This is a genomic window from Pseudarthrobacter sp. NPDC058196, from assembly GCF_042882685.1.
Classification (GTDB): Bacteria; Actinomycetota; Actinomycetes; order Actinomycetales; family Micrococcaceae; genus Arthrobacter.
In genome coordinates, this window is the sequence record NZ_JBHVVN010000010.1 from 128,107 (window position 1) to 145,168 (window position 17,062).

Annotated in this window: 14 protein-coding genes; 9 read left to right on the forward strand and 5 right to left on the reverse strand. The window is 64.7% G+C overall.

Going from position 1 to position 17,062, the window contains the following annotated elements; all coding sequences use genetic code 11:
• Window positions 1-20 precede the first annotated feature (20 nt).
• The 6 genes from ACFVVC_RS15590 to ACFVVC_RS15615 all read left to right on the forward strand — a co-directional run bounded on the left by ACFVVC_RS15590 (window position 21) and on the right by ACFVVC_RS15615 (window position 8,146).
• Window positions 21-1,754, forward strand: a complete 1,734-nt coding sequence (locus ACFVVC_RS15590) for an ABC transporter ATP-binding protein (RefSeq protein ID WP_387455065.1) — start codon at window positions 21-23, stop codon at window positions 1,752-1,754.
• Window positions 1,751-3,832 (forward strand): ABC transporter ATP-binding protein, encoded by a 2,082-nt coding sequence (locus ACFVVC_RS15595; protein WP_387455068.1) that lies wholly within the window; start codon window positions 1,751-1,753, stop codon window positions 3,830-3,832. Before ACFVVC_RS15590 ends, ACFVVC_RS15595 begins: the two co-directional genes overlap by 4 nt.
• Before the next feature lie 38 nt (window positions 3,833-3,870).
• A complete protein-coding gene (locus ACFVVC_RS15600; RefSeq protein ID WP_387455071.1) occupies window positions 3,871-4,287 on the forward strand; it encodes an acyl-CoA thioesterase in 417 nt (138 codons plus the stop codon).
• Window positions 4,288-4,352: 65 nt separating this feature from the next.
• The gene (locus ACFVVC_RS15605) at window positions 4,353-4,610 is read left to right on the forward strand and encodes a PLD nuclease N-terminal domain-containing protein (RefSeq protein WP_387455073.1); all 258 of its coding nucleotides are present in this window, start codon (window positions 4,353-4,355) and stop codon (window positions 4,608-4,610) included.
• 70 nt (window positions 4,611-4,680) lie between these two features.
• Window positions 4,681-6,912: an McrB family protein gene (locus tag ACFVVC_RS15610; RefSeq protein WP_387455076.1), complete on the forward strand. Its 2,232-nt coding sequence runs from the start codon at window positions 4,681-4,683 to the stop codon at window positions 6,910-6,912.
• Complete coding sequence (locus ACFVVC_RS15615; protein WP_387455079.1) at window positions 6,899-8,146, forward strand: restriction endonuclease; 1,248 nt, start codon at window positions 6,899-6,901, stop codon at window positions 8,144-8,146. The genes ACFVVC_RS15610 and ACFVVC_RS15615 overlap by 14 nt, the downstream gene beginning before the upstream one ends.
• 11 nt (window positions 8,147-8,157) lie before the next feature.
• Here the strand turns inward: ACFVVC_RS15615 and ACFVVC_RS15620 are convergent, their stop codons facing one another.
• Window positions 8,158-9,813: a sensor histidine kinase gene (locus tag ACFVVC_RS15620; protein ID WP_387455082.1), complete on the reverse strand. Its 1,656-nt coding sequence runs from the start codon at window positions 9,811-9,813 to the stop codon at window positions 8,158-8,160.
• A gap of 94 nt (window positions 9,814-9,907) precedes the next feature.
• Between ACFVVC_RS15620 and ACFVVC_RS15625 the strand changes: the two genes are divergently transcribed.
• On the forward strand, window positions 9,908-10,672 hold the full coding sequence (locus ACFVVC_RS15625; RefSeq protein ID WP_387455085.1) for a response regulator transcription factor: 765 nt from the start codon (window positions 9,908-9,910) through the stop codon (window positions 10,670-10,672).
• Here the strand turns inward: ACFVVC_RS15625 and ACFVVC_RS15630 are convergent.
• On the reverse strand, window positions 10,645-11,055 hold the full coding sequence (locus ACFVVC_RS15630) for an Hpt domain-containing protein (protein WP_387455088.1): 411 nt from the start codon (window positions 11,053-11,055) through the stop codon (window positions 10,645-10,647). The two genes, ACFVVC_RS15625 and ACFVVC_RS15630, sit on opposite strands and share 28 nt — an antisense overlap.
• A 222-nt stretch (window positions 11,056-11,277) precedes the next feature.
• Here ACFVVC_RS15630 and ACFVVC_RS15635 point away from each other — a divergent pair, with 222 nt between their 5' ends.
• Complete coding sequence (locus tag ACFVVC_RS15635) at window positions 11,278-12,501, forward strand: glycosyl hydrolase (RefSeq protein WP_387455091.1); 1,224 nt, start codon at window positions 11,278-11,280, stop codon at window positions 12,499-12,501.
• A gap of 127 nt (window positions 12,502-12,628) precedes the next feature.
• On the opposite strand, the gene ACFVVC_RS15640 is transcribed toward ACFVVC_RS15635, so the two are convergent.
• The 3 genes from ACFVVC_RS15640 to bioB form a co-directional block, all read right to left on the reverse strand.
• Window positions 12,629-13,087 carry a very short patch repair endonuclease gene (locus ACFVVC_RS15640; protein WP_387455093.1) on the reverse strand — a complete coding sequence of 153 codons (459 nt, stop codon included), beginning with the start codon at window positions 13,085-13,087 and terminating at the stop codon, window positions 12,629-12,631.
• Window positions 13,088-13,105: 18 nt separating this feature from the next.
• Window positions 13,106-13,540, reverse strand: a complete 435-nt coding sequence (locus ACFVVC_RS15645; protein WP_387455096.1) for a pyridoxamine 5'-phosphate oxidase family protein — start codon at window positions 13,538-13,540, stop codon at window positions 13,106-13,108.
• A 326-nt stretch (window positions 13,541-13,866) separates the two neighbouring features.
• Window positions 13,867-14,886 (reverse strand): biotin synthase BioB, encoded by a 1,020-nt coding sequence (gene bioB / locus ACFVVC_RS15650; protein WP_387455099.1) that lies wholly within the window; start codon window positions 14,884-14,886, stop codon window positions 13,867-13,869.
• Between the two features lie 211 nt (window positions 14,887-15,097).
• On the opposite strand from bioB, the gene ACFVVC_RS15655 reads away from it, so the two are divergent.
• A complete protein-coding gene (locus ACFVVC_RS15655) occupies window positions 15,098-16,825 on the forward strand; it encodes a purine-cytosine permease family protein (RefSeq protein ID WP_387455102.1) in 1,728 nt (575 codons plus the stop codon).
• Window positions 16,826-17,062: the final 237 nt, after the last annotated feature.

Genomic DNA, 17,062 nt, shown 5'->3' on the forward strand with positions numbered 1-17,062 from the left:
GGGATCGCTAGAGTGAAACCATGCTCCTGACCCTCATTCGGCGCTACTCCAAACCGTATTCGCCGTACATCCTGGCTGTCGTCGTTTTCCAGCTCGCGTCCACTATCGCCGCGCTCTACCTTCCCAGCCTGAACGCGCAGATCATCGATGAAGGGGTGGCGCGCGGAGACACCGATTTCATTTGGCGTACCGGTGCCATGATGCTCCTGGTGGCCTTCGCCCAGGTCGGTGCAGCAATTGCCGGCGTGTATTTCGGCTCCCGCACAGCCATGGCCGTTGGCCGGGACCTTCGCCGCGCTGTGTTCCGGAAAGTCACCAGCTTCTCTGCCAAGGATGTCAACGGCTTCGGAGCCCCAACCCTGATCACCCGCGGCACCAACGATGTCCAGCAGGTGCAGATGCTCCTGCTCATGGGGCTGAACTTCATGGTTGCCACCCCCATCATGTGCATCGGGGGCATCATCATGGCGCTGCGTGAGGACCTCAACCTGTCCTGGCTCGTCTGGGTGTCGGTCCCGCTGCTGGCGGTGGTGGTGGGGTACCTCGTGGTCCGGCTCATGCCGCTGTTCCGCACCATGCAGCGGAAGATCGACCGGATCAACGCCGTGCTGCGCGAGCAGATCATCGGCATCCGGGTGGTCCGGGCTTTCGTGCGTGAACCGTTCGAAACGGAACGTTTCGGCGGCGCCAACAAGGACCTCACGGACGTGTCGCTCCGGATCGGGGCTCTCTTTGTCCTGATGTTCCCGGCCATCAGCATGATCCTGCACCTGTCCACCGCCGCCGTACTCTGGTTTGGCGGCCAGCGGGTGGACGCCGGGGCCATGCAGGTGGGGTCGCTGACGGCGTTCCTGCAGTACCTGCTCCAGATCCTGATGGCCGTCATGATGGGCACCTTCATGGCCATGATGATCCCGCGCGCCTCCGTCTGCGCGGACCGCATCGGCGAAGTGCTCGGCGTGGAGCCTTCCATCCACGATCCCCACAGCCCGCAGGCCCCGGCCTCCCTGGCCGGCGTGGTGGAGTACCGCAATGTCACCTTCGCCTACCCGGGAGCCGAGTCTCCGGTGCTCAGCAACATCAGCTTCACGGCCAGTCCCGGACAGACCGTCGCCATCATCGGTTCCACGGGTGCGGGCAAGACCTCCCTCCTGTCCCTGCTGCCGAGGCTGTATGACCCCGTGGACGGCCAGGTTCTGCTGGACGGCGTGCCGGTGGACCGCATGGACCGTGCCGAGATCACCAAACGCGTGGCCCTGGTGCCGCAGCGTCCCTATCTGTTCTCGGGCACCCTCGAGCACAACCTCCGGTTCGGCAAGACCGAAGCCACGGACCAGGAGTTGTGGGACGCACTCCGGGTCGCCCAGGGAGAGTCCTTTGTCCGGGAGAAGAAGAACGGGTTGGACTCGCGGATCGCACAAGGTGGAACCAACGTGTCCGGCGGCCAGCGCCAGCGCCTCTGCATTGCCCGTGCGCTGGTGACAAAACCCCGGGTCTACCTCTTCGACGACTCCTTCTCGGCCCTGGACGTGGCCACGGACGCCCGGCTCCGGGCAGCCCTCAAAGGCACAACCTCGGACGCCACCGTCATCATCGTGGCCCAGCGGATCTCCACCATTACCGACGCCGACCAGATCCTGGTGCTGGACAACGGCCGGATCGTGGACCGCGGCACCCATGAGGAACTGCTGGAAACCTCGCCTACCTACCAGGAAATCGTCGAATCCCAGCTGAGCGTGGAGGAAGTGGCATGAGCGCCCGCAAGAAGGACTCCAGCCCGGTGGAAGAAACCGTGCCGGCCACGCAACCGGCGCCGGACGCCGGACCGCTCCCTGCCGCGCAGCCCGGGGACGAGGACTTTGTCGAGGAGGAATTCACGCCCACCGAAGCGGACGGCGGCATGTTCGGCGCCATGCCCGCCAAGAAGGCCGACCACTTCTGGCCCTCGGCTAAACGGCTCATGGGCCTGCTGAAGCCCGAAGCCGTTGGCATCTACGCCGTGGTGGGCCTGGTGGTGGTTTCCGTGGTCCTCAACGTCATCGCCCCCAAGATCCTGGGCCAGGCAATGGACGTCATCTTCGCCGGGGTCGTCGGCAAGCAGCTGCCCGCAGGGGCCAGCAAGGAGCAGTTCGTCGCTGGCCTGCGCCAGCAGGGCCAGGACAACTTTGCGGACATGGTCTCGCGGATGGAACTGGTACCCGGCACCGGCATCAACTTTGACAAGCTCACCACGCTGATCGCCGTGGTCCTGCTGATGTACTTCGTGGCCAACATCTTCATGTGGCTGCAGGGGTACGTGCTTAACCGCATTGTCATGAAGGTCATCCGGCGGCTGCGCGACGATACCGAGAGCAAGCTGAACCGCCTTCCGCTGAATTACTTCGATACCCGGCAGCGCGGAGACGTGCTGTCACGGGTGACCAACGACGTCGACAACATCCAGCAGGCGCTCCAGCAGGCCTTTGCGCAGCTGGTCAACTCCGTGCTGACCGTGGTGGGCATCGTGATCATGATGTTCATCGTGTCCTGGCAGCTGGCCCTGATCGCCCTGATCGCGCTCCCACTGTCCGGCGTGGCCGCCGGCATGATCGGGGTTCGAAGCCAGAAACTCTTTGCGGCCCAGTGGAAGAACACCGGCACCCTCAACGGCCAGATCGAGGAATCCTTCTCCGGGCACGACCTCGTCCGAGTGTTTGGCCGCGACGCGGACATGCTGGAGCGGTTCGAGGAACGCAACGAGGCACTCTACAAGGCAAGCTTCGGGGCGCAGTTCGTTTCCGGAATCATCTTCCCCGTCATGCAGTTCGTGTCCTACCTCAGTTACGTGGGCATCGCCGTGGTGGGCGGCCTGCGGGTGGCCTCCGGTGCCATGTCCCTGGGCGAGGCGACGGCGTTCATCCAGTACTCCCGCGAGTTCACCCAGCCGCTGGGGCAGATGGCCGGCATGGCCAACATGCTCCAGTCGGGCGTGGCGTCTTCCGAGCGCGTCTTCGAATTCCTTGACGCCGACGAAGAGGAAGCGGAAACCGCCACCGAGCACCTGCCCGCCAAGACCGACGGGCATGTGGACTTCAAGAACGTCACCTTCAGCTACACCCCTGACAAGCCGCTGATCGAGGACCTGTCCTTCACGGCCGAGCCAGGAAACACCGTCGCGATCGTTGGTCCCACCGGTGCAGGAAAAACCACGCTGGTGAACCTGGTCATGCGCTTCTACGAGCTCAACTCAGGTTCCATCATGCTCGACGGCGTGGACGTGACCCACCTGAGCCGCTCGGAGCTGCGCTCCAAGGTGGGCATGGTGCTTCAGGACGCCTGGTTGTTCGGCGGGTCCATTTACGACAACATCCGGTACGGCAATCTCGAAGCCTCCGAGGACCAGGTCATGGCAGCGGCGAAGGCGACCTTCGTGGACCGCTTCGTCCGTGCCCTCCCGGAGGGCTATGACACCGTGATCGATGAAGAGGGCAACAACGTCAGCGCCGGCGAGAAGCAGCTGATCACCATCGCCCGGGCCTTCGTGGCCAACCCTTCGCTGTTGATCCTGGATGAGGCCACCAGTTCCGTGGACACCCGCACGGAACTGCTGGTGCAGAAGGCCATGGCGGCACTGCGCAGCGACCGCACCAGCTTCGTGATCGCGCACCGGCTCTCCACCATCCGCGATGCGGATACCATCCTGGTCATGGAGAACGGACGAATCGTGGAACAGGGCAACCACCAGGTGCTGCTCGCGGCCGGGGGCGCCTACCACCGCCTGTACATGTCACAGTTTGCTGGTGCGGACGCAGGCGAGATGCCGGTGGATGATTCGACGGCGGTGCACAGCTGAGCGCGCACGGGGGCGGCCGGATCGAAGTCCTGGTGCCCATGCGGTGGGGCGACATGGACGCCTATGGCCACATCAACAACGTCCAGATCGTGCGAATGCTGGAGGAGGCGAGGATCGCGGCCTTCGGGCCGCCCAGGGGCGCCGGCCTGCCGGGCATCGAGCCGCACGTGTCCCTCTTCAATGACCTGCCGGCAGGAACCCTGGCCCTGGTGGTGGACCACAAGGTCCGGTACGTCAGGACACTGGAGTACCGCAACGTCCCCGCTGTGGTGCAGGTATGGATCGGCGCCGTGAAGGGTGCCAGCTTTGACATCCACTACGTGCTCCAGGACCCCGTCAGCAGGGAGGACTGCGTGAAGGCCAGCAGCCACCTGGCGTTCGTGGACGAAGCCTCCGGCCGGGTACTGCGACTCACCCAGGAACAAAAGGACCGGATGGCCCCCTACAGGCACTAAGCCCCTGTACAAGGCCGGCCGGACCTACTGGACTGGACCTACGACGAACAGCGAAAGGAAACCCGATGGCCAGCAACAAGAACCGTGCCGCGCGGAAGAAGAAGACGTGGAAGGAGATGTCCCCGTCCGGCAAGGCGGGCACCATCCTGACGGCGATAGTGCAGGTGTCGCTGCTCATTGCCGCCCAGCGGGATATCTCCCGCCGGCCTGCCGAGCTCATCAACGGGCCGAAGGCTGCATGGCGGGCGGCGTCCTTCGTCAACTTCATCGGACCGATGGGGTACTTCGTCTTCGGCCGGAAGCGGTCTGCCGGCGGGGCCTAACCCGGCATGCGGGGACGGCGGCCAAGCGGTGTGGAGCGGCCGCCCAGCTTGACCCTGTAAATTTGAGGGCATGACCCCCACCGCCACTGCTGCCATGACCCGCGCCCTCGGCATCTCCAAGGAGATAGAAGACGCAGCGTGGTTCGTCCTGGGCCCGGGCCTGCAGGGGAAGGCGTCGCCGCTGGACGGACGAACCCGGACGTGGTCGGTCGCGGCGGCCTCGGAGCTGCTGGACCGCCTGGAACGGGGCATCCCGGACGCCAAAGCCCCGATGATGACCAATCTCCGCGAGAACCTGGACGGCGCCACCCGTGGAGCCAAGCAACTGGCGGTGGAACTGCTCTTCCTGCAGTCCCTTCCGCTTGCCCATGAAGTGAAGTCCCTCAAGGTCAAGCGCGCCCGCGTGGCCGAGGCCGCCGGCTGGCTGGAGCCGCCGCTGGAGCTTCCCGAAGAGCTTTACGCGGGCATGACGGACCACGGCGTGATCCGCGACCGGACGGCTGAATTTAACTGGACCATCTGGGACCACCTCAAGTGGCTTTGCAGGTTCGTCCGGAACGTCGCGCAGCGGCCGGCGGCCGTGGTGCAGGCCGCCGTCAAGGATCCGCTGCAGTTCCACCGCCTCGCAGCCTCCACCCCGGATGACCAGCCTGCCATTCGGCGCAGTATCGAGTTCCTGGCGTGGCCCAGCTACTTCGAGCCGGTGGTGGCGGATGTGGAGCGGCAGGAAATCCGTGACGCGTTCGCCTCGCTCGTGGGCGGGGCCAACGGCGACAGCGAAGAGGACATCACCGCGGACATCCACCGCATCCGCCTGCACCTCGACGAGCAGGCGGGCCAGCGCATCGACTGGTACTCCCGGCAGCTGGTCAGCCAGTGGCGCAAAGTGGGCGACCCCGGACGGCGGGCCTGGCTGCTCCGGACCCACGGCGACCACCCCGAGCTGCTCACAGCCTGGCACGCCGAGGAGAAAGTGACCCTCGACGTCGAACATCTCCGGCCCTTGGAGCCGGGGGTCAGTGCAGGCGTGGTCCAACACGCCGTGGACGAGGACTACAAGCACCTTGGCTACGTGGAGCGTGAGGACACCAAGACCGCTGCCCTGGCGTTCCTCACGGTCATGAAGCCCGGCGACCTGGTGCTCTACCAGCACGCCGGCACGGTGCGGCTGGGCGGCGTGCTGGGGGAGCCCGAGTACAACGACGACAACCGCCGGCTGCGGCGCAAGGTGCGCTGGTTCGACGACGGCCACACCACCACCAGCCTTCCCCGCCACGTCCAGCGCCAGCTCAGCACGCCCGGCATCGTGGTGGACGCCACCAGGGTGGTGCAGGCACTGCAGGCGCTGCTGCCCGCCGAGGCGGAGACCGAGCCCGACGCCGACACGGAAGGCGCCGCCGTCGCACCTCCCGTCCAGGACGGCTTCCGCCCGCTGACGCCCGAATTCGCCGCATCCCTGCACATGGAGCTGGAACCGCTCCAGGAGATTGCCGAATTGCTCGAGGAAAACCGCCAGCTGGTCCTCTACGGTCCGCCCGGCACCGGCAAGACCTACCTGGCCAAGCACCTCGCGGCGGAGCTGGCGGACGACACCACGGACGAACGGGTCAAACTGGTCCAGTTCCACCCGTCCTACGCCTACGAGGATTTCTTCGAGGGCTACCGGCCGGACAAGACGGACGAAGGCCAGGTGTCCTTCAAACTGGTGGCCGGCCCCCTGCGCCGGCTGGCGGAAGAAGCTGCCAAACCCGGCAACGAGAAGAAGCCGTACTTCCTCATCATCGATGAGATGAACCGCGCCAACCTGGCCAAGGTGTTCGGCGAGCTGTACTTCCTGCTGGAGTATCGCGATGACCGGATCTACCTGCAGTACAGCCCCAACGAACCCTTTACGCTGCCGGACAACCTCTACATCATCGGCACCATGAACACCGCGGACCGGTCCATCGCCATGATGGACGCCGCCATCCGCCGCCGTTTCTCCTTCATCGAGCTGCACCCGCAGACGGAGCCGGTGAAGGGGTCCCTGCTCCGGTTCCTGCAGGCCCGGCAGCTGGACACCACCCCGGCGCTGTTGCTGGACGCGCTCAACGGAGCGATTGACGAGTGGGACCGGGACCTGATGATCGGTCCGTCCTACTTCATGAAACCGGCGGCCCAGAACCCGGCCGGGCTGCGCCGGATCTGGAAATACGAGCTCATGCCGCTGCTGGAGGAGCACTACCACGGCCAGCTGACCCGGGCGCAGCTGGAGGAACGTTTCGGGCTGGACCAGTTGCTGGGGCGCATTGCAGCGCGCTGACCCCCGGGTGTCCGTGCGGCACCTGGTCCTGGACGAACTGTCCGGCGGCATGGTGGAACGGCTGGACGCGCCAAGTGCTTCCTTCCTGAACGCCAGCGGCCTGGCGAAGGCTTCCCCCATGGGCATGGGGCTGTACCGGATCGAGCCGGTGGGCAAGGTGGGCTCCGTACGGACCTCCACTGTGCAGCTGGACGTCCGTCCCAAGGACCGGCTGGGACTGGGCAGGCTCCTGTTCCTGCTCAGCTATGCGGGGGAACAGGGCTTCCGCCAGGACGCTGTGGCCGCCGACGAGGAACGCGAACTGTGGAGCGCGCTGGCGGAATCCTTGGCGCAATTGGCCGAACGCGCCCTGGGCCGCGGCGTCCTGCAGGGCTACCTCACCGTGGACGAGTCCTTGAGGACCGTCAAGGGGCGGATCCGGATTTCGGACCAAATCTCACGCCGCCCCGGAATGCTGGTCCCGTTGGAGGTCTCCTATGACGAATTCACCGAGGACATCGCCGAAAACAGGATCCTGCGGGCGGCCTTGGAACGGATGGGACAGGTGCCCGGCGTGCGGCCTGAGGTGCTTGGCAGGCTGCGCCAGCTGAAGGGAAAGCTCGACGCCGTCACCCGCCTTCCAGCCGGCAGCCCGGTGCCGCCGTGGACACCCACCCGGATGAACCTCCGCTACCACCCCGTGCTGCGCCTCGCCGAGCTGATCCTGCGCAACGCCTCCGCAGAATCCGGCGACGGCAAGCAGCAGACTGCGTCGTTCGTGGTGGACATGGCCCAGGTTTTCGAGGATTTCGTAGGCACCGCGTTGCGCTCCGCGATGGCCGCCTACCCGGGGGAGCTGCGGCTCCGCTACAACGCCCTCCTCAGCGAGGCCGTGCGCGATTCAGACCGGTTGTCCGTCCGCCCGGACGCCGTCCACCTGCTGGGTGGACGCCCGGTGGTGGCCTACAACGCCAAATACCGGGCAGCCTCCGACGCCGGTGCTTCCCTGACCGCTGACCACTACCAGATGCTGGCGCACTGCACCGCCCTTGCGGTGCCTACGGCCTGGCTCGTCTACGCCGGAAAGGGCGAGGTCAAGCTCCGCCGGATCCTGAACACGGACATCGACATTGTGGAGTTCCCGCTGGACCTCAGCCAGCCGCCGTCGGACATCCTGGGGTCCATCCGGGAACTTGCCCGGCAGTCTTGGGGCGAAGTGGTCCGGGTTTCGACGGGCTCAACCACCGGTGGTTGAGCCCGTGGAAATCAGACGGGCACCCGGAACGTAAACGTCGTCCCCTTGCCGAGCGTGCTGTCGACGTCGATGGTCCCGCCATGGGCCTCGACGATTGCCTTGCTGATGGGCAGGCCCAGCCCCACACCGGGAATCGCGGTGCGCCGGACGTTGCTGGTGCGGAAGAACTTGGCGAAGACCTCCGACGCGTCTTCCGGGCTCATGCCCATGCCCGTGTCCGACACCCTGCAGGCCAGGTGTCCGTCCTCCTGCGCGAGCGAGACCACCACCTGGCCGCCGTCGGGGGAGTACTTGATGGCGTTGGACACCAGGTTGTCCAGCACCTGGGAGATCCGGGCGCTGTCCACGTGGGCCTCGAGCTGCGGCGGAGTTTCGGCACGCAGTTCCACCCCGGCGGCGGCAGCCCGCGGCATCGCCGAGGACACACTTCCCTGTACCAGTTCGGCCACGTCCACGGTGTGCGGCGTGACGATCAGCTGGCCGTTCCGGCTGGACAGCAGGTCCGAGACCAGGGTCAGGAGCCGCTCGGAATTACGGTGGATGATCTCCAGCATCTCCCGCTGCGACTGGTCGGGTTCGTCGGCGAGCAGGATCTCGACGTAACCCAGGATGGACGTCAGCGGGGTGCGGAACTCGTGCGAGACGCTGGAGACGAAGTCGTCCTTTGCGGCGAGGGCGTTCACCAGGTCCGTGACGTCGCTGAAGACGATCACGGAGCCGGCAAAGCCGCCGTCGGAATCCTTCATGGGCCGCGCCGTGGTCACCAGGGCCCGTTGCCGGCTTCCCTCACCCAGCCACACCAGGTAGTCGGTGAAGGTTTCCCCCAGGACGGCGCGGCGGACCGGACGTTCCTGCACGGGGATCAGAGTCTTCCGGTCCGGTCCGAAGACCAGGAGCTGGGACTCATTGGGGTCCGCAATATCCTTTGGCCGGGCCAGCTCGTGGTTGGCCCGCTGCTTCCGGTTCATCAGCACGTCGTGGCCGTCGGCGTCCACGGCCAGCACACCCAGGTGCACGGTGTCGAGGACGGTGTTCAGGAGCGACTCCTGGCGCTTGCTGGTGCGCAGGCTGGCCCGCAGTTGCTCATCTTTGTCCTCCAGCTGGTTCTGTTGGCGCATCATGCTCAGCGTCAGGACACTTACTGACACTCCAATCCCCAGCATCATGACGGGCAGCAGGAGGGACCGGGCGAAGTCCTGCGGGGTGTAGTTGCCCTTCAGGAGCAGCGGCACCCAGATGATGGCCAATGGACCCAGGAAGGAGAACCACAGCGCCGCCTTGGGATAGTACCCGGAAGCGCAGAGCCAGATGACGGGGAACACGGCCAGCAGGCTGATCCCGGTGAGGCTTTCCTGGCCGCCTTCGCGGCCTGCACCAATGGAGATGAAGTCCAGCACCGGGATGGCCAGGAAACTGGTGTAGGGCAACCGGTCCCACGGGACGGCGTAGCAAAGCGCCATGAGCGCCAGTTGTGAGATGAGGAACGTAACGAACAGGGGATTACCCATGGTGTCCGGGAAAAACGCCCACACCAGGAACGCCGTGAGGAGCGTGGTCACGAACAACGGCATCTGGCTCAAGGCCACCCGGTCCGTCAGCCGGTACTCATGGAAGGGCCGCTTGAAAAACCGCAGCCGGCCCGATGACCAGGCCGTCGGGGCGCTCATCGTTCGGTAGACGCAGAAGTCGGGGTGTTCGAGACCATACCAGCAGGATATCCGCAGCCAGCTATACTTCTGACGTTGGCACTGAGGGGGCTCTATGAGTGAGGCACGTGTGGGTCTGGTCATCGAAGATGACCACGACATTCGGGAACTGGTTCGCACTGTGCTGACCCAGGCTGGATTTGACGTTACCGTCGCCAGTGGCGGCGCTGAAGGCGTCCTGATGGCCAAGAGCCTGAATCCTGACGTTATTACGCTGGATTTGGGACTGCCGGACATTGACGGCTTTGAAGTTTCCCGGCAGATCCGGGAGTTTTCGGACGCCTACATCGTGATGCTGACTGCGCGCACCGAAGAACTGGACACGTTGATCGGGCTCGAGTCGGGTGCGGACGACTACCTCACCAAACCGTTCCGGCCCAGGGAGCTCCGTGCCCGGGTCGCTGCCATGATGCGGCGCCCGCGGTCCGTCCCGGAGCCCGGCGAGGTCGCGGTAGACCCGTCGTCCGACGGCGCCGCCCACCCGGAACGTGGAAACTTCAGCCACAATGGCCTTGAGTTGAGCTACGCGTCCCGTACCGTGACCGTCGACGGCACGGAAATGAACCTGACCCGCACCGAATTCGAGCTGCTGTACGCGCTCCTTGAGGCGGGCCGCACGGTCCGGACCAAGTCGGACCTGGTGCGCCGGCTCCGGGACGAGGATTACGACGTCGGAAGCTACATCAGCGAGGCTGACGAACGTTCGGTGGAAGTCCACATGGGAAACCTGCGCAAGAAGCTGGGCGACTCACCGCAGCAACCGCGGTGGCTGCAGACAGTCCGCGGCGTTGGTTACCGGTTGGCGCCGGGACAGCACTGAGCCTGCAACCGGTGGATGGTCTGCCGGCTGCACTGGGTGATGGGCCGCAGGAATGTCGCCGCCAGCCTCGGCAACGCCACCGACATGTCGGCGTGGCGGGCATCGGCCCTGATTTCAGCCTCCAGGTCCTGGGCCATGCCTGCCAGGCGTTCAGCGCCAACCATTTGGCTGGCGGTCTTCAGGCTGAGGACCGCGTCCATGGAACCCTCCAGGTCGCCTGTGGTCAGGGCGAGCCGCAGCTTGTCCAGCCGCTCCGGGAGGTAGTCGATGAAGTTCGCCACGAAGACCCGGCCGTAGCCCTCTTCCTCCTCAAGTTCTTCCCGCAGCCGGTCCAGGACCGATGGGTCCACCAGCGGTCTGGGTGCATCATCTGACGTGCTCATGACACTCCTTTCGGCTGAAATTGAGGACTCTGGAACCAGGCGGTTACGCGTCGGAACCGGTATTTGTTCAGGTTAGGACTGTTCCCGTACGGCATCCGTGGTTGGGAAATTAATTGCGGCTTTCTTGATGAGATTGCGGTTTTTGGCCCTATCATCAAGCCAGTGCTTTTCGCGCTACCACACAAGCGGCCTGGCCGCCTTCAAATCTGGGGATAAGTTGCCGTGATTCGTTCGCTGAAGACCTTTGTCCTTGCCTTGTTGGTGGCCTCCGGATTGGTTTTGTCCGTGGTCCAACCAGCCAGCGCGGCCACATCGCCGCAAATCACGCTCAACCCCGCGTCCGGTCCGGCCGGTTCGGCAGTGACGGTGGCTGGAACCGGGTTCAAGGCCTCCACCACCGGGACGGTGATTGTGGGTTCGGCGACTTTCGCCTTCCAGACCAGCTCAACCGGGGCGTTCAGTACCGGCATCACCATTCCTGCCGCGTCCACCGGAAGCGTCACCATTACCGCCAAGACCTCGTCCATCAAGGCATCTGCCACGTTCGTGGTGCAGCCGGCACCGGCTCCGGCCCCTCCCGCCGTCAGCAGCGCGGCCCTGCGCTTCGGTGTTGCCAATCCCGGAGGCCCGTTGGCCAGCAGCGAGTTGGACGAGGTGGCCACCCTTGCCGGGGAAAGTCCGTCCATGGTGATGATCTACAAGGATTTCCTGCAGGCGCCGCCGGTGGCTGAAATGGACGCCGCCCGCTCCCGGGGTGCCACCCCCTTGGTCACCTGGGAACCCTGGGCGTGGGGCGGTGGCGTGAACCAGCCTGCCTACGCTTTGGACCGGGTGGCCGCCGGCGATTTCGACGGGACCATCACCCAGTGGGGACAGTCAATCGCTGCGTGGGGAAAACCGGTTATGTTGCGTTTCGCCCATGAAATGAACGGCAACTGGTACCCGTGGGCGGAGGGCGTCAACGGAAACCAATCCGGCGACTACGTGGCGGCCTGGCGGCATGTGCACGACGTCGTTGCCGCCACGGGTGCCGGGAACGTCCAATGGGTGTGGTCGCCAAACGTGCCCTACTTTGGTTCGACCGACCTCGCGGGGTTGTTCCCCGGCGCAGGCTACGTCGACATTGTGGCCCTGGATGGCTACAACTGGGGCACGTCGCAAACCTGGAGCAGCTGGGTTTCACCGGTGGACCTTTTTGCCCCGGGCATCTCCCAGCTCCGCTCGCTGGCCCCGGGCAAACCGGTCCTGGTTGCCGAGACCGCAGCCAGCGAGCTGGGCGGTTCCAAGGCGACGTGGAACACGGACCTGGTGTCCTACCTGGCCGCGCAGCCTGACGTCATGGGATTCGTCTGGTTCCACATGCAGAAGGAAACCGACTGGCGGATCAACAGCAGTGCGTCGTCGGCCACCGCGTTCAAGTCAGCGTTGTTGGCCCGGAGGAGCTAGGGGATAGGGGGTGCTGCACCGGAACGACGAATGGCCTGCTGCTGTATCGCGACAACCCACTGATCATGTCCTGCCCGGATCAAGGACAGCGGCGATATCCGCCAAAGATTGCCTCAAGATTGCGGTGTCAGGGGCGTGCTTCGAGGAACTGGAGCAGGTGGGCTTCGAGGGCTGAGCGGTCCTTCATTTCGCACTCCCAGACGGTCAACACCTTCCAGCCTGCGCTTTCCAACTGGTGGAGTTGATCGGCGTCGCGTTCCCGGGTGCGGGTGCGTTTTGCCTCCCAGAAGTCCGCATTGGCCTTGGGCGCATGTTGGCCCACCCGGCAGTCATGGAAATGCCAGAAGCAGCCGTGGACGAAGATCACCTTGTGGCGCCCGGCGAAAACCAGGTCCGGACTGCCCGGCAGTTTGGTGCCGCCGGATGTGCCGTGCAGGCGGTACCTGTAGCCCCTGGCGTGCAGGAGCCGCCGCACCAGCAACTCCGGTTTGGTGTCCTTGCCGCGGATCCGGGACATGTTCCAGCTGCGCCGCTCGGGGGAGAGCTTGTCCCCGGTGGGTTCGGCTGCGCTGGAGGTGCCCGGCATTCTTCCAGTCTAGGAGTGCTAGATCTCGCGCTCCGGCTGTTCGCCGAACACGAAATGCCGGCCGCTGACGGAGGAGGGGGCGATCTCCACGTAGAAGTCCTTGAGCGTGGGAACCCAGGTCTTCAGGCCGAGCTCTTCAATGGCGGCCAGCTCGTCCGAGTTGCTCAGCACCCGCGCCGTACCCCTGAGCACCACCGACCAGGCCTCAGCAGACAGGATGCCATCGGTCTCAAAAAGGACCCGGGCATTGATGGTCAATTGCGCCAGTTTGTTCCCGGGCGCAGTGCGGAGATAGACCTTCCGGTTGGAGGTCACGTAGTTGACCGGAAAAATGTCGGGTTCGCCCGCGACAGAAACCACCAGCCGGCCATGTTGCGTGGCCGCCAGAAGCCGCCAGGACTGCTCATCGTCGAGTTCCAGGACGGGATTGCCGTCCGCATGTTCAAACATCATGGCGCCATTGTTCTCGTCCGGTCAGGAACGCGCCAGAGTCCGGAGTCCCCTTTACGAAGCGTGCAATCCGTGCCGGGAGCAGCTGGCCCACCAGCCCAGCGGAGAAACCTGGACCCTGAGCCTGCGGCCGCAAGACGCGCAAAAGCGCGGCGGCTCTAGTTGGAGAAGGTCCGCGCACCTGGCGTGGTGGTACGACGGCGGTGCGTCGCCGCCGTCGTCCTTTTCCTCCTTGGGCGCGTCCCCGTGCGGGGAATGGGGGTGCAACGGAAGCCCGCAGAGTTCGCAGTAGGGCGTGTCATCCGAGGGGAGCAGCAGGTCCGGGGTGCTCACAGGGTTTTCTGCAATTCCTTGATGGGCATGTTCAGGTCCACCAGGAGGTTGAGGTCGGCGGTGGCAGGGCGGCCCAGGGTGGTGAGGTAGTTGCCGACGATGACGGCGTTGATGCCCCCCAGCATCCCCTGGCGGGTGCCGAGGTCGCCGAGGGTGAGTTCGCGCCCGCCGGCGTAGCGCAGCACGGTGGCAGGCATGGCGAGACGGAAAGCCGCGATTGCGCGCAGGGCGTCTTTGCCGTTCATGACCGGCTGGTCCTGGAGCGGTGTGCCCGGCCTGGGGTTGAGGAAGTTGAGCGGAACCTCGTGTGGTTCCAGGGCTGACAGTTGCGTGGCAAGTTCGGCCCGCTGCTCAAGGGTTTCGCCCATCCCGATCAACGCCCCGCAGCACAGTTCCATGCCGGCATCCTTGACCATGGCGCAGGTTTCCAGCCGCTCCTCGTAGGTGTGGGTGGTGACCACCTGCGGGAAGAAGCTGCGGGCGGTTTCCAGGTTGTGGTTGTACCGGTGGACGCCCCAGCCGGCCAGTTGGTCCACCTGCCGCCGGGTCAGCATGCCCAGGGAGCAGGCGATATTGATGTCCACTTCCTGCTTGATGCGGTCGATGGCGAACTTGACCTGGTTCATGAGTTTAATGTCGGGGCCGCGTACGGCAGCCACGATGCAGAATTCCGTAGCGCCGGTGGCGGCGGTTTCCTTGGCGGCCTTGACCAGTTCCGGTATGTCCAGCCAGACGCCGCGGACCGGGGAATCGAACAGGCCGGACTGGCTGCAGAAATGGCAGTCCTCGGGGCAGCCACCGGTTTTGATGGAGATGATGCCTTCCACTTCCACTTCTTCGCCGCAATGCCGCAGCCGGACTTGATGGGCGAGTTCCAGGAGTGCCGGGAGTGCCGCGTCTGGAAGGCGGAGGACGTCCAGCAGTTGTTCCCGGGCCAGGCCGATGCCCTGTTCCAGGACCTGCCGCCTGGCCGTTTCCAGAATGGAGTGCTCCTGCAGGGGAGGGGAATTCGTCATTGCTGTCCTTTGGCTCGCCATCGTGTTCTTTCCGACGCTAGTTCGGTGCGAGGCTGCCTTTTTTGTGGACCGCCCACAAGGCCGGAGGACGGACTTTGTTGACACCTGCAGTCAATACTTAACGCCGCCGAAACAGTTCCGTGACCGCCCTGTCGTTTCGGCTGGATAGCGTCGCTTCGAGACGTTCCCTCCCATCGAAAGAGACAGGTACATGAGCCAGGACCTGGATACCCAGCAGCTGCTGGAACCCGCGGCACCCGCCGGGGCCGCCGTCGTCGGACATCCTCCGGCGACCACGGCGGCGGGAAACACCGCCGCCCTCCACGCCACCAAGGAAAGCCTGGAAGACTACACGCTGCGGTTCGCGCCGCGCTCCTACCGCAAGTGGAGCGCCGGGGTGGTGGCCACCAGCGCACTGGGCGGCATCGCGTATCTTGCAGACTTCTCGATCGGTGCCAACATCGGCATTTCCTACGGAACTGTCAATGCGATCCTGGGGATTGTGGTGGCGGCAGTGGTCATCTTCGCCACCGGATTCCCGCTGGCCTACTACGCTGCCCGCTACAACATCGACCTGGACCTGATCACCCGTGGCTCCGGTTTTGGGTATTACGGGTCGGTGGTCACCAACGTCATCTTCGCGACGTTCACCTTTATTTTCTTTGCGCTTGAAGGCTCCATCATGGCCCAAGGCCTGGAGCTGGGGCTCGGCATTCCGCAGTGGATGGGCTACGCCGCGTCCACCATCATCATCATTCCGCTGGTGATCTACGGCATGAGCACCCTTGCCAAGCTGCAGGTGTGGACCACACCGCTTTGGCTGCTCCTGATGGTGGTGCCGGTGGGGTATCTGTTGATCTCCCACCCCGAGAGCATCGACAGCTTCTTTGCTTATACGGGGGCGTCCGGCGACGGCGGCCCCAACCTTGCATCCGTGATGCTTGCCGCCGGGGTGTGCTTGTCCCTGATGGCGCAGATCGCGGAGCAGATCGACTACCTCCGGTTCATGCCGCCGCGTACGGACGCCAACCGGGGTGCCTGGTGGCGGGCCGTCATCCTGGCCGGTCCGGGCTGGGTGATCTTCGGTGCCCTCAAGCAGGTCGTGGGGTTGTTCATTGCCATCTACCTGATCGCCACGCTCGATCCTGCCGCTTCCGCCACCGCCAACGAGCCGGTTCACCAGTTCCTGGGCGTCTACCAGGAAATGATGCCGGCCTGGCTGGCCATGACCCTTGCGGTGGTGCTGGTGGTCATCTCCCAGATCAAGATCAACGTGACGAACGCGTACTCCGGCTCGCTGGCATGGACCAACTCCTTCACCCGGATCACCAAGACCTACCCGGGCCGGATGGTGTTCGTGGTGGTGAACCTGCTGATCGCCCTGGTGCTGATGGAAGCGAACATGTTCGATTTCCTGAACACCATCCTCGGGTTCTACGCCAACTGCGCCATGGCCTGGGTGGTCACGGTGGCGTCCGACATCGCCATCAACAAATACCTGCTCAAGATCTCGCCCAAGGTGCCGGAGTTCCGCCGCGGCATGCTCTACGCCGTGAACCCGGTTGGATTCGTGTCCATGCTGGTGTCCGCCGGCGTTTCGATCGCTGTGTTCTTCGGGGCGTTCGGTTCCGCCCTCCAGCCGTATTCGCCGATCTTCGCGGTCGGGCTGGCGCTGGTCCTTCCTCCGGTCCTCGCGGTGCTCACCCGGGGGCGGTACTACCTCCGGCGTCTTGATGACGGCATTGAGCTCCCCATGTTCGACGCCGACGGGAACCCCAGCGACGCCAAGCTGCTATGCCATGTGACCGGGATGGAATTCGAACGGCCGGACATGGTGCGCTCAGCCCAGGACGCGCCCGACGGCGGCCCGCAGTATGTTTCGTCGCTCGCCTTGTCCACCGACAAGACAGGCGAACTGGTGCTTCCGGCCACGAAATAGCCAGGTTTCATCAGTTCCTAGGAAGGAAGCCGGTGCCTGTGGGCGCCGGCTTCCTTTATGCCGTTTCTGCACTGCTATGACTTTTCTGTGCTGCGGGCCGGTGGTAAAACCGTTGGCGGTGGCCTGTGGATAAGTCTTAGCGCCACATTGTGACCTGGGCTACCCTTAAGTCACTGTTCGGAGCAAGCCGTCTTGAAACTATTGGGGGAATAGCGGCCCATGACACTACAGCACCTC